At 64.4% G+C, this 12970-nt stretch carries 11 protein-coding genes; 4 read left to right on the plus strand and 7 right to left on the minus strand.

All coding sequences use genetic code 11. The features are described from left to right. The coding region (locus tag AX703_RS10325; protein ID WP_062343916.1) for an ATP-dependent helicase at positions 1–2095 on the minus strand (2095 nt) is incomplete at its 3' end. A gap of 172 nt (positions 2096–2267) precedes the next feature. Between AX703_RS10325 and AX703_RS10330 the strand changes: the two genes are divergently transcribed. Both AX703_RS10330 and AX703_RS10335 read left to right on the plus strand, forming a co-directional pair. After that, positions 2268–2867, plus strand: coding sequence for a hypothetical protein (locus tag AX703_RS10330; protein WP_156452011.1), 600 nt, complete (start codon positions 2268–2270; stop codon positions 2865–2867). Between the two features lie 127 nt (positions 2868–2994). Continuing rightward, positions 2995–4254, plus strand: a complete 1260-nt coding sequence (locus AX703_RS10335) for an MFS transporter (RefSeq protein WP_062343910.1) — start codon at positions 2995–2997, stop codon at positions 4252–4254. Here the strand turns inward: AX703_RS10335 and rsmD are convergent. Continuing rightward, positions 4251–4796 (minus strand): 16S rRNA (guanine(966)-N(2))-methyltransferase RsmD, encoded by a 546-nt coding sequence (rsmD, locus tag AX703_RS10340; protein WP_039334304.1) that lies wholly within the window; start codon positions 4794–4796, stop codon positions 4251–4253. The genes AX703_RS10335 and rsmD overlap by 4 nt on opposite strands. Then, entirely contained in the window at positions 4793–5605 is an 813-nt protein-coding gene (locus tag AX703_RS10345; protein ID WP_230487686.1) for a pseudouridine synthase, read from the minus strand. The genes rsmD and AX703_RS10345 overlap by 4 nt, the downstream gene beginning before the upstream one ends. A 182-nt stretch (positions 5606–5787) precedes the next feature. Here AX703_RS10345 and AX703_RS10350 point away from each other — a divergent pair, with 182 nt between their 5' ends. Further along, positions 5788–7113 (plus strand): MFS transporter, encoded by a 1326-nt coding sequence (locus tag AX703_RS10350; RefSeq protein ID WP_062343912.1) that lies wholly within the window; start codon positions 5788–5790, stop codon positions 7111–7113. Here the strand turns inward: AX703_RS10350 and AX703_RS10355 are convergent, their stop codons facing one another. From AX703_RS10355 to trpB, 4 genes are all read right to left on the minus strand, one after another. Next, the gene (locus AX703_RS10355; protein WP_062343913.1) at positions 7114–8421 is read right to left on the minus strand and encodes a folylpolyglutamate synthase/dihydrofolate synthase family protein; all 1308 of its coding nucleotides are present in this window, start codon (positions 8419–8421) and stop codon (positions 7114–7116) included. Between the two features lie 106 nt (positions 8422–8527). Next, positions 8528–9379 (minus strand): acetyl-CoA carboxylase, carboxyltransferase subunit beta, encoded by an 852-nt coding sequence (accD, locus tag AX703_RS10360; RefSeq protein ID WP_039334295.1) that lies wholly within the window; start codon positions 9377–9379, stop codon positions 8528–8530. Beyond that, positions 9376–10176, minus strand: a complete 801-nt coding sequence (trpA, locus tag AX703_RS10365) for a tryptophan synthase subunit alpha (RefSeq protein WP_062343914.1) — start codon at positions 10174–10176, stop codon at positions 9376–9378. The genes accD and trpA overlap by 4 nt, the downstream gene beginning before the upstream one ends. Positions 10177–10674: 498 nt before the next feature. Next, positions 10675–11889 carry a tryptophan synthase subunit beta gene (gene trpB, locus AX703_RS10370; protein ID WP_039334290.1) on the minus strand — a complete coding sequence of 405 codons (1215 nt, stop codon included), beginning with the start codon at positions 11887–11889 and terminating at the stop codon, positions 10675–10677. Positions 11890–12271: 382 nt separating this feature from the next. Here trpB and AX703_RS10375 point away from each other — a divergent pair, with 382 nt between their 5' ends. Next, positions 12272–12820, plus strand: a complete 549-nt coding sequence (locus tag AX703_RS10375; protein ID WP_082734530.1) for a porin family protein — start codon at positions 12272–12274, stop codon at positions 12818–12820. Positions 12821–12970 lie beyond the last annotated feature (150 nt).

Below are 12970 nucleotides of genomic sequence, written 5' to 3' on the forward strand. Positions count from 1 at the left end.
GGGCGGGGTTGAACGTCTGGGCGGCGGCGCGTTGCCAACCGGGGCCGCGTGAGGCGGCGCGGTTGGCGTTTGCCTGCGCGACATGGGCGAAGGGGTCTTCGCGCTCGCTCCAGTTGGCGCGCCACATCGATGCTCCGCCCGAGAGCGTGGTTTCCTCCTCGATGTGCTCGGCGGGCAGTTCGCCGATGAAGCGCGAGGGGATCGAGCTGGTCCACTGGCCGTAGATCTGGCGATTGGCGGCGTGGAGGATTGTGCAGCGACGGCGCGCGCGGGTGATCGCGACGTAGGCAAGGCGGCGTTCCTCCTCAAGGCTGGCAAGGCCGCCTTCATCGAGCGAGCGCTGCGAGGGGAACACACCTTCTTCCCAGCCCGGCAGGAAGACGTTGTCGAATTCGAGGCCCTTGGCGGCGTGGATGGTCATGATCGTGACCTTGTCCTCGTCGGCGGTGTTCTCGTTGTCCATGACGAGGCTGACGTGTTCGAGGAAGTCCCCCAGCGTCTCGTATTCTTCCATCGCGCGGACGAGTTCGGTGAGGTTTTCGAGGCGTCCGGCGGCCTCCGCGGTCTTTTCCGCCTGAAGTGCGGCGGTGTAGCCGCTTTCGTCGAGGATCGTGCGGGCGAGTTCGGCTGGCACCAGCTGCTTGGCTGCATCGCGCCAGCGCGCGAAATCGCGCATCAGCGCGGCGAGGGTGTTGCGCGCGCGGGCCGGTAGTTCGTCGGTATCGAGAATTTCGACCGAAGCCAGCGAGAGGGGGATGCCGCGCGCGCGGGCGTGGCGGTGGAGCTTTTCCAGCGTCTTGTCGCCAAGGCCGCGCTTGGGAGTGTTGTAGATCCGCTCGAACGCAAGGTCATCCTGCGGGCTGGCGATCTGGCGCAGATAGGCCAGCGCATCGCGGATTTCGGCGCGTTCGTAGAAGCGGAAGCCGCCGACGATGCGATAGCCCATGCCGATCTGGATGAAGCGGTCCTCGATCGTGCGCGTCTGGAACTGCGCGCGCACGAGGATGGCAATGCGATCAAGCGGCGCGCCCTCACGCTCAAGCCGTTCGATGTCCTCGCCGATCCGCCGCGCTTCTTCCGGAGCGTCCCACACGCCGATCACGCGCACCTTGTCGCCGCCATCGACCTCGGTCCACAGCGTCTTGCCGAGGCGTTCGGAGTTCTCCGCGATCAGGCCCGAGGCCGCACCGAGGATGTGCGGGGTGGAGCGGTAGTTCTGTTCGAGGCGGATCACCTTGGCGCCGGGAAAATCCTTCTCGAACCGCAGGATATTGGCCACTTCCGCGCCGCGCCAGGAATAGATCGACTGGTCGTCGTCACCCACAACGCAGATGTTCTTGCGGTTCTGGGCGAGCAGGCGCAGCCACAGGTACTGCACCGCGTTGGTGTCCTGATATTCGTCCACCATCACGTACTTGAAGCGCTGCTGCCAAGATTCCAGCACGTCCCGCTCGCGCCGGAAGATGTTGAGCATGTGCATAAGCAGGTCGCCGAAATCGCAGGCGTTCAGCTCGCGCAAGCGGTTCTGGTAGAGCGCGTAGAAGCGCTGGCCCTTGCCATTGGCATAGGCCTCGTTCTCCAGCGCATCGAGATCGCCGGGATTGAGGCCGCGGTTCTTCCACTTGTCGATCAGTCCTGCCAGCTGCTTGGCGGGCCAGCGCTTGTCGTCAATGCCTTCTGCCACGATCAGTTGCTTGAGCAGGCGCAACTGGTCGTCGGTGTCGATGATCGTGAAGTTGCTCTGCAAGCCGACCAGTTCGGCATGGCGGCGCAGCATCTTGGCGGCGATGGCGTGGAACGTGCCGAGCCAGGGCATGCCCTCCACCGCCGGGCCGATCAGATGCCCCACACGCTCGCGCATCTCGCGCGCGGCCTTGTTGGTGAAGGTGACGCAGAGGATCTCGCTCGGCCAGGCGAGCCGCTGGCGCAGCAGGTTGGCAAGGCGTGCGGTCAGCGCGGCGGTCTTGCCCGTGCCTGCGCCTGCCAGCATCAGCACCGGCCCTTCGGTCGTCGTCACCGCCTCGCGCTGGGGCGGGTTGAGGCCATCGAGCCACGCTTCGGCGGTGCCGGGATTCACGGAGAGTGGGGAGGACATGCGTGAACAGATAGGGACCAAACGCATTCGGGGCAATCGGCAAAGCCCGATCTTCCAACGCTTTCGATTCGTCGCAGCGGGCCATGCGGATCATCGCAGGCCCGGGAACCGCCGCAGGTCCCGGCGCTTGGCGTTTTACTTCGGGTACAAGAATCAAAATCAGGAGAATCTGATGCGTAACCTTCTTGCCGCGAGCGCGCTCGCGCTTGCCATCGCTTCGAGCCCTTCGTTCGTGGCCGCCCAGTCGACCTCCACGACAGCAACCGCAACCACGTCAGACACCACCGCTGCAACCACGGCGACCGGCACCTTCTCGCCGACGCCCGACCAGCAGCTTCAGATCGACGCCTGGGCCACCGAGCAGAAGAGCAGGTATGCGGCATGGCCGTCCACGTACCAGGAGTACTTCTGGAGCCTCGACGCTGATCAGCAGAAGGGCTGGTGGGCGCTGACCGACGAGCAGAAGGCGCAGATCTATGCCATGACGCCGGAGCAGCGCACGCAGGTCTGGCCGTCGATCGTGGCGCAGGTCTCTGGCAAGGCAGTGCCGTCATCCGGTGCGACGCCAGCCCAGCCCAATCCCGGGATGGGTACGCCCGCAACGCCAGCCACTCCCGCAGAGCCTGCAACGCCTCCTTCAGGCGGGATGAGCAGCATGGACAGCAGCACCACCGGCAACATGACCCCGCCGCCCGCCTCGGCCATGAACAAGAAGTATCCGGTCTGCAGCAAGACTGTAACCGACAGCTGCCGCAATCGTGGCGGCATCTAAGGGCTACTGACGATCGTCGCGTAATGGGGCGTCGGGGAACCGGCGCCCCATTGCGTGTGCGCAGCGGTTGACCCGGATCGCTTGAGACGGAACAACCCGCCCCGCGTACGAGGGGAGAAGCGCCACGATGAATCCGATTCGCCAGCATGGTCGCGTTCTGACTGCCAGTCTGGTCGGGACGGCAGTAGAGTTCTACGACTTCTACATCTACGCCACGGCGGCCGCGCTGGTCATAGGGCCATTGTTCTTCCCCACCGAATCGGAGGCAGCACAGACGTTGCTGTCCTTCATGACCTTTGGCCTCGCGTTCTTTGCACGGCCGGTGGGCGCCATTGCCTTCGGCCACTTCGGCGACCGGATCGGGCGGAAGTCAACGCTGGTTGCCTCGCTGATGCTGATGGGCGGCTCGACCTTCCTGATCGCCTTTCTGCCGACTTACGCGATGATCGGCTGGGTCGCACCTGCACTGCTGTGCTGCTTGCGCTTCGGCCAAGGCTTCGGCCTTGGCGGCGAGTGGGGCGGAGCCTCGCTGCTTGCAGTGGAAAACGCGCCGAAGGGGTGGGAAGCCCGCTTTGGCAGTGCGCCGCAGCTGGGCGCCCCACTGGGCTTTCTCTGTGCCAACGGGCTGTTCCTGTTGCTCGGCAAGGGGCTGTCGGATGCCGACTTCGCCGCCTGGGGATGGCGGGTGCCGTTCCTGGCGAGCGCGCTGCTGGTTGGTCTTGGCCTGTGGGTGCGCCTCAAGATCGGCGAAACACCTGCGTTCAAGGAAGCACTCGAGAAGGCAGAGCCGCCCAAGGTGCCGGTCGGTCTGCTGTTCCGCAATCATCTTGGCGCCGTGCTTGCGGGGATCGCGGGCGTGGTCGCGTGCTTTGCGATCTTCTACCTCGCGACGACTTTTGCGCTGTCCTTTGCCACGACCAGGCTCGGTTATGCCAAGCAGGAGTTTCTAGGGCTCCAGCTTGGCGCCAACAGCTTCCTTGCGCTCGGCATTCTGGTTGCGGGGTACTGGGCGGACAAGGCCTCGGCGCGGCTTGTCCTTGGCACCGGGGCGGCGCTGACGATCATCGTCGGCATGATGTTCGGCACCGGCCTTGGCGCGGCATCGCCTTGGGTGGTCTTCGCCACGCTGGCAAGCGCGCTGTTCGTGATGGGGCTGGCCTATGGACCGCTGGGCGCCTGGCTGCCGACGCTCTATCCGGTCGAAGTCCGCTACACCGGCATTTCGGTGGCGTTCAACATGGGCGGGATCATCGGGGGCGCATTGGCCCCGTTCGCGGCGGCGTGGCTCGCCGGCATAGGCGGCACGGCCTATGTCGGGCTGTTCCTGACGCTGGCTGGCGCGATGACTCTGGCAGGCGTGCAGTTCTCGCCCCGACAGGCGGATTAGGACTTCAACCGCATCAGCGTGATCAGCGCCTTGCCGACCTTGCGCTCGGCATCGACCTCGCACACGCGCACGTCGGGCACTTCCTTGGCGGCCGTTTCAAGGCAGATCCAGGTCGCCTCGCCGATCCAGCCAAGCCGGGTGAGCCGGTCGATCGCAACGGCACCTGCGCCGGTACCATAGGGCGGATCCAGCATGACGAGGTCGAGCGGCTGCTTCACCGGGCCGAGGCTGAGCACCGACGAGGCGCGCACGTCACATTGCGGGGCGCAGCGCAGGGCCGCGATGTTGGCGCGGATGGTGCGGATTGCGCCTGCGTCCTGCTCCACGAAGATTGCCGACGCCGCTCCGCGTGACAGCGCTTCGAGGCCGAGCGCGCCCGACCCTGCAAACAGGTCGGCGACGGTCAGGTCCTCGAAGCTGCCGAGGCGGCTGGCCAGCATCGAGAACAGCGTCTCGCGCGTGCGGTCTGCAGTGGGGCGGGTGGTGTCACCCTCGGGCGCGCGCAGGGGCCGTCCGCGCCATTCACCGGCTATAATTCTCATTTGGCTTTCAGTGTCTTGCGGAAGCGTTCGACCATGACCTGCGGGATCTCCTCGACCGAGCCGCGTTGCAGGTCAGCCAGTTCAAACGGGCCATAGCTGGTGCGCAGCAGACGCGAAACTTCCAGGCCAAGATGTTCGAGCACGCGACGCACTTCGCGGTTCTTGCCTTCGGTCAGGGTCAGCTCGATCCACTTGTTGCGGTTGGCGCTGCGCTCAAGATTGGCGTTGATCGGGCCATAACGCACGCCGTCGATTTCGATGCCTTCCATAAGTTCTTCGAGCCGCGCCTGCGTGATGTCCCCGAAAGTGCGGGCGCGGTAGGTGCGGGGAATGCCGGTAGAGGGCAGTTCCAGCGCGCGCTTCAATTCGCCATCGTTGGTCATCAGCAGCAGCCCCTCGGTATTCACGTCGAGGCGGCCGACCGGCATGACGCGCGGCGCGTCCTTGGGCATGGCATTGCGCAAAGCGGTGTAGATCGTCGGGCGACCGGTGGGGTCGCGCTCGGCTGTGATGAGGCCTGCAGGCTTGTGGAAGCGAAACAGGCGCGGAGCAGCTATCGGGCCGACCATCTTGCCATCGACGCTCACCCCCTTGAGGCTGGTCAGCAGCGTGGCGGGCGTGGTCACGACCTCGTCGCCGATCTTGACGCGCCCTTCCTCGATCATGCGCTCCACCTCGCGGCGGCTGGCAATTCCTGCGCGGGCCAGCAGCTTGGCGATGCGATCGCCCTCGCGCTCCGAGCCATCGGCGTTTGGCGCGCGCTTGGCGGGAACGACCGGCTGCGACGTGCGCGGCGCACCGCTGCGCATGGAGAAAGGCTTCTTTTCAGTGGTACCGGGCCGAGGGCTGAACCGCTTCGGCCTGTCGCCACCGTTTCTTGGGGGAAAAGTCATGGGGCAGCCCTTACGCGAGAACGCCTCTTGCGTCACCCCTAGCGCCGCTGGAATTGGCCGCTAGTCTGCCAGCAACATTTGAGGGAGCGCAGTCGTCGATGAGCACCGAGGCCAGTGACCGGAACGTGTGGGACTCGGTGCGCCCCTATCTTGAGAAGGAATCGCTGGCCGCGTTCTTCCTCGGCGTGTCCTCGGGCTTTCCCTATGCAATGATCGGCGCGACGCTGACGACCAGGCTGGCGCAGGACGGGATCGACAAGAAGACGGTCACCGCCTTTACGCTCGCGTTTCTCGTCTACAACCTGAAGATCTTCTGGGCATGGCTGGTCGACGGCGTGCATTTGCCGCTGCTCGGGCGGCTGGGGCAGCGTGTATCATGGATGCTGCTGGCCGGATCGCTGGTCATGGCCGCAGTCGCCAACCTGGCGCTGGTCGATCCCTCGGCAGATCTTGGCGCGACGGTGCTGGCGGCCGTGCTGGTCGGCGTCGCGGGGGCGACTTTCGACATCGTGATCGACGCCTACCGCATCGAGACCTTGAAGCCCTACCAGCTCGGCACCGGCTCGGGCATGAGCCAGTATGGCTGGCGCATCGGCTCGGCAGGGGCAGGGGCGCTGGCGCTGTTCATGGCGGCGCGTTCCGGCTGGAGCGCGGCCTATCTCGCTTGTGCACTCTTCGCCCTGCCGGCCATGCTGACGGCGCTGATCCTGGGTGAACCCGAACGCCACCGCGAGCCCACCGCGCGCAAGGGAGTGGGCGAAGTCATTGCCTCGATCATCGGGCCGTTCGGCGAATTCTTCCGCCGTCACGGCGCCTGGCTGGTGCTGCTGTTCATCCTTGTTCACAAAGTGGGCGACACGCTGGCGAACCTCACCTTCCGCCTACTGTTCGACGATCTCGGCTTCACCAACGACGAAATCGCGATCTGGGACGTTGGCGTCGGCTTCTGGGCCTACCTGATCGGCGTGTTCATCGGCGGCGTGGCTTATGCGAAGATGGGCCTGAAGCGCTCGGTCCTGCTGGCACTGGTGCTGATGGCGGTGTCGAACCTGTCCTTCGCGGCGCTTGCGGCGGCTGGCCATTCCAACCTGGGCATGGCCGGCGCGATCGGATTCGAGAACGTCGCCTCGGGCTATGGCGGCGTCGTTGTCGTCGCCTACTTCTCGGCGCTGTGCGACTTGCGCTACACGGCGGCCCAGTATGCGCTGATCTCCGCTGCTGCCAGCATCGTCGGCCGCTTTGCCACCGGCACCACCGCAGGCGCGCTGATCGAGAGCATGGGCTACGTGAACTTCTACCTGCTCACCACGGTGCTGGCGCTGCCGGGCATCGTGCTGTTCTGGTGGATGAGCCGCAGCGGCCTTGTCGATGCGGCGATGGGCACGGCGGGCGAGGAGAAGTCGGACGCCGATCCTTTCGCCTGATCAGTCCGGAATCTCGTCGTTCAGCCGCAGCACTTCGCCCGCGAGATAGAGCGAGCCGACGATCAGCACGTCACCCTCGGGTGGCAAGGCCGCCAGCGCTTCAGGCACGGTGGCAAAACTGCCGACGGGCAGGCTGGTGAACGGCGCGAAGTCCGCAGGCTTGTGCGCATCGTGCCCGGGGGCCGGTACGACGGAGATTGACAGGGCGCGGTCCGCCAGCGGCGCGAGTATCGCCGAGGGGTCCTTGTTGGCCAGCATGCCCATGATCAGGTGCACCGGTGGCTGGCCTTCAAGATGCCGCGCAATGGCACGCCCCGCATCGGGATTGTGCCCACCGTCGAGCCAGACGGTGCGCCTGCCTGCCAGATCTGTCAGCGGCCCCGCGCCCAGACGCTGCAAGCGCGCAGGCCACCGCGCATCGACGATGCCCTTGCCGAGCGCGCCCAGCGTCACCTGCACGGCATGCTGGTGCCGGATCATTGCGACGGCCAGTGCCGCATTCTCTGCCTGGTGCGTCCCGGGCAGGGCGGGGAGGGGCAGCGGCAACTCGCCACGCTCGTCGCGATAGAGGATCGAGCTGGCAATCTCGGCATCCCAGTCGCGCCCACGCATGATCAACGGCGCACCGATTCGAGCCGCCGTCTCGGCCACCGAATCGGCGGCGACTTGGCTATAGGCCATCGTCACGAGCGGCACGCCGGGCTTCGCGATGCTGGCCTTTTCGAACGCGATCCGGGCAAGCGGATCGGTCGGCACGCCCTCTTCGGTCGCGAGCAGGAACGCTTCATGGTCCATGCCCAGCGTTGCAATCCCGCAGACCGCAGCGGTCGGCATCACGTTGGTGGCATCGAGCCTGCCGCCAAGCCCGGTTTCGATCACGCAGGCGTCCGCAGGCGTGCGCGCATAGGCCAGGAAAGTGGCGACCGTGGTCACCTCGAAGAAGCTCGGCTCAAGCCCTTCGCCCGCGTCCAGCACTTCCTTGAGCAGCGCGGCGAGCAGATCGTCCTCGATCAGCTTGCCGGCGATGCGGATGCGTTCGTTGTAGCGGACCAGATGCGGCTTCGTGGCGGAGTGAACCGTCAGCCCTTCGGCCTCGAGGATGGTGCGCAGGTAGGTGCAGGTCGATCCCTTGCCGTTGGTCCCGGCGACATGGAACACCGGCGGCAGGCAGTCCTGCGGATTGCCAAGCCGCGCGCAGAGTTCGCGCACGGTATCCAGGCCAAGCCGCCCCGACGGCAGCGACAGTGCGCCCAGGCGATCAAGCTGCGCCTGCACCGCCGGGTTCTCGGAGATCGCGAAGTCCTTCATGCGAAGCCCCTCCCGCAGGCGGGAGGGGTTTGGGGTGGGCAGAGGCAGGCGCAGGCGTTGGTGCAGCCCACCCCCGACCCCTCCCGCTTGCGGGAGGGGAGAAGACTCACGCCGCCGCCTTGCCCGCCATCAGGTAATCGATCACCTGCGCCAGCGTCACCTTAAGGTCGCGGCGGTGGGTGACCATGTCGACCATGCCGTGGGCGTGGAGGTATTCGGCGCGCTGGAAGCCTTCGGGCAGCTTCTCGCGGATCGTGTCCTGGATGACGCGCTGCCCCGCAAAGCCGATGAGCGCACCGGGTTCGGCAATCTGCACGTCGCCCAGCATCGCGTAGGACGCGGTCACGCCGCCGGTGGTCGGATCGGTCAGCACCACGATGTAGGGCAGGCCTGCCGCACGCAGGCGGGCGATGGCCACGGTCGAACGCGGCATCTGCATCAGGCTGAGGATGCCCTCCTGCATGCGCGCGCCGCCTGCTGCGGTTACGGCCACGTAGGGGCACTTTTCCTTGATCGCGCGCTCGCATCCGGCGACGAAGGCATTGCCCACGGCCATGCCCATCGAGCCGCCCATGAACGCGAATTCCTGCACGCCGACCACGGCCTTCTGCCCCTCGATCCGGCCGAAGGCATTGGTCAGCGCATCGGCATGGGGATTGGCAGCGCGGGCGGCCTTCAGGCGATCGACGTACTTCTTGCTGTCGCGGAACTTGAGCGGGTCTTCCTTGACCTTGGGCGCGGGCAGCAGCTCGTAGCCAGCGTCGAGCAACTGGTCGAACCGTGCGTCGGCACCAATGCGGCCGTGGTGGTCGCAATAGGAGCAGACCGAGAGGTTGTCCTCATAGTCCTTCGTGAACAGCATCTCGCTGCACGAAGGGCACTTGATCCACAGGTTGTCCGGCGTGTCCCGCTTCGGCGTGAAGGGAAGCGCGTTGCGGACCTTGTTGAGCCAGCTCATACGAGTTCCTTGCGGGCAGAGTGGACGGCGGCGGCAAGGGCAGCGGTGAGTTCCTTCACCGGGCCAGCGGCATCCGCACCATGCTTGGCGACGAGATCGATGAAGGCCGATCCGACGACAACGCCATCGGCAACCTTGGCAATGGCCCCGGCCTGTTCGGGCGTGCGCACGCCGAAGCCGACGGCAACCGGAATCGTCGCCGAAGCCTTGATCCGCGCCACGGCCTCTTCGATGGACGATTGCGCAGCCTGCTGCATCCCGGTGATTCCGGCGACCGAGACGTAGTAGAGAAAGCCGGACGAGCCTTCGAGCACGGCGGGCAGCCGCGCATGGTCGGTTGTCGGCGTGGCGAGGCGGATCAGCGATATGCCGGCAGCGCGCAGGGCCGGGCCAAGCTCGGCATCCTCTTCAGGCGGAATGTCGACGCAGATCACGCCATCGACGCCCGCCTTGACGCATTCGGCGGCGAACCAGTCGGCCCCGCGAATGGTCATCGGATTGGCATAGCCCATCAGCACCAGCGGCACTTCCGGGTGACGCGCGCGGAATTCGGTGGCGATGCGCAGGATATCGGCCGTCTTGGTGCCAGCGCCGAGCGAGCGCAGATTGGCCAGCTGGATCGCCGGACCATCGGCCATCGGATCGGTAAACGGCATGCCCAGCTCAATCACATCGGCCCCGCCTTCGACGAGCGCGTCGAGGATGGAGGCGGTGGCGTCAGGCGTTGGATCGCCGCCGGTGACGAAGGTGACGAGGGCCGGGCGGCCCTTGGCGAAGGCGTTGGAGAGGCGTGTCATGTTATCGCTCTTCTGGTGCCTGGAGATTGGACAAAACTGGATTTGATTGGTCAATTTCTTGCTTCATGGCTTCATCGAAAGGTCTAAAGACCGCGAACACTGAAAAGAATCCGTCGTCCTTTCGTTGAGTATCTGGTCGCAAGCACTGCAAATAATAATCGGGTGTCATCTGTGTGCTGATAAAGGCACGTCCAGGAACCAAGATCTTATTAGAGACTTCATCAGCGCCCGTCGTTGAGATAACTACGGTAGCTGGTTGAAAGCCGACCTTGCCTCCGAACGCATTGCGACCATTCACTTCAGCGCAATATAACTTAAACCTAAGTCCGCTTTCTGACCAGAGAGTTCGGATTTGTTCATTCCTAAATTCCGCACTCTCAGGATCACGCAGTTTTTCTCTGATCGAATTTCGATAGGGTTCGAAATCGGGATCCTTGCAGTTCGCTAGTAGGAGGCTTGACACGCAGAGAAAAATCCCTGCGAGTTTTGCCCCATTCCTCACAACGAAACCCCCAGGTGCTCCGCCACGGAAAAGATGTCCTTGTCGCCGCGACCGCACAGGTTGGCGAGGATGATCTGGTCCTTGTCCATCGTCGGCGCGAGCTTCTTGACCGCTGCAATCGCGTGGGCGGGTTCCAGCGCTGGGATGATGCCTTCGGTGCGGCAGAGCAGCTGGAAGGCGTCCAGGGCTTCCTTGTCGGTCACCGAGGTATAATCGACGCGGCCGATTTCCTTGAGCCATGAATGCTCAGGCCCGATGCCGGGATAGTCGAGCCCGGCGCTGATCGAGTGGCCTTCGGTGATCTGGCCGTCCTCGTCCTGCAGCAGGTAGGTCTTGTTGCCGTGGAGGATGCCGGGGCGTCCGCCTGCAAGGCTGGCGGCGTGCTCCTTGTCCAGCCCGTGGCCCGCCGCTTCCACGCCGAGCATCTTGACGCTGGCATCATCGAGGAACGGGTGGAAAAGGCCGATGGCGTTCGAACCGCCGCCGATGGCCGCGACCAGCACGTCAGGCAGGCGTCCGGTGCGGGCGAGCATTTGCGCGCGCGCTTCCTTGCCGATCACGCTCTGGAAATCGCGGACGAGTTCCGGATAGGGGTGGGGACCCGCGGCAGTGCCGATGATGTAGAACGTGTTGTGCACGTTCGCCACCCAGTCGCGCAGCGCCTCGTTCATCGCATCCTTCAGCGTGCCCGCGCCCGCGGTGACGGGCACGACTTCGGCGCCCAGCAGCTTCATGCGGAACACGTTGGGCTTCTGCCGCTCCACGTCGGTTGCGCCCATGAAGATCACGCAAGGCAGGCCGAAGCGCGCGCAGACCGTGGCGGTGGCGACGCCGTGCTGGCCCGCGCCGGTCTCGGCGATGATCCGCGTCTTGCCCATGCGCATGGCGAGCAGAATCTGGCCGATGCAGTTGTTGATCTTGTGCGCGCCGGTGTGGTTCAGCTCGTCGCGCTTGAACCAGACTTGCGCGCCGCCCAGCTCTTCGGTCAGCCGTGGCGCGAAGTAGAGCGGGCTGGGGCGGCCGACATAGTGTTCGAGCAGGTCGTCGAATTCGGCCTGGAATGCCGGGTCGGCCTTGGCCTTGCGATATTCCTGCTCAAGATCGAGGATCAGCGGCATCAGCGTTTCGGCGACATAGCGACCGCCGAACTGGCCGAAGTGGCCGCGTTCGTCGGGCTGATTGCGGAAGCTGTTGGGAGTCTGCGCGTTCATGGCGCAGCGCTTGGCAGAGCCTTTGCGGAAAGTCCAGAATTGCAATGCCTGCACCTTTGGGGCAGGGGCGGTGCAAAGATACCTTGCTGCATTGCGGCAACCTGCACGATCCGTTCATGTGCGGGCAATCTTGATCAGACTAGGGCGTCCTCGCAACGTCGTGAAGGCGGCTCCGAAAGGGGTCGCCTTTTGGCGTTATAATAATGGCCAAGTAAATCTCAAATGTAACAAAATTGTTAGTGTGCCGAATGTTGCACCTTTGTCACACGCTTGATGGTTTTGATTTTGTTGTGACTTTTATCATTGTCACCAAATTGGTCGATATCTACCTGGCGCCTCGCCACCTTCACAGAAGGGGCCAAAAAAGTCAGGAGTAAAATCTATGCGTCTGGTTCTTATCTCTCTCGCAGCCTCGCTTGTTGCTGCTACCCCGGCAATGGCTTCGGGCGGTTACGTCGGCGTTGGCGTTACGCACGACAACATCGCATCTTCAGCTGACTCCGAAGGGCTCGGCATCAACGGTCTTGGCGGCACCGTTTTCGCCGGTTACAACTTCGACCTGTCGAGCAAGGCCTATGCTGGCTTTGAAGCTAACTTCGACCTCGCCTCGGCCAAGGTTGGTGATGATTCCGATGCGATCGAAGCCGATCACGCATTCGGCGCTTCTGCCCTTCTCGGCTTCCGTCCGAGCGATGCGACTGCCGTTTACGGCCGCGTCGGCTATCAGCGCGCACGTTCGACCGTCGTCGTTGATGGCGATGAATTCTCGGGTTCGGCAGATGGCCTGCGTCTCGGCCTCGGCGTGAAGACCGACCTGACCGAGAAGCTTGCACTGCGCGTTGAGTACAACCACACCCACTATTACGGTGAAGACGGTGCGGATGGCCTCAACAACAACCAGGCAGCTGTCTCGCTGGTTTACGGCTTCTGATCTCACTGCTTCCGTAAGGGAGCAGTAGTGATCGACGGCGGGCGGCCTCGAAAGAGGTCGCCCGTTTTCGTTTGGGCGATCAGCACATGGAGGTCGTCGCCCGTGAAAAACTCTGAAGCCTTTGGGAATGCGTGGGTTTTAGCGGATTTG

Origin of the sequence: Novosphingobium sp. CCH12-A3 (assembly GCF_001556015.1) — a bacterium.
In the GTDB taxonomy this organism is placed as follows: domain Bacteria; phylum Pseudomonadota; class Alphaproteobacteria; order Sphingomonadales; family Sphingomonadaceae; genus Novosphingobium; species Novosphingobium subterraneum.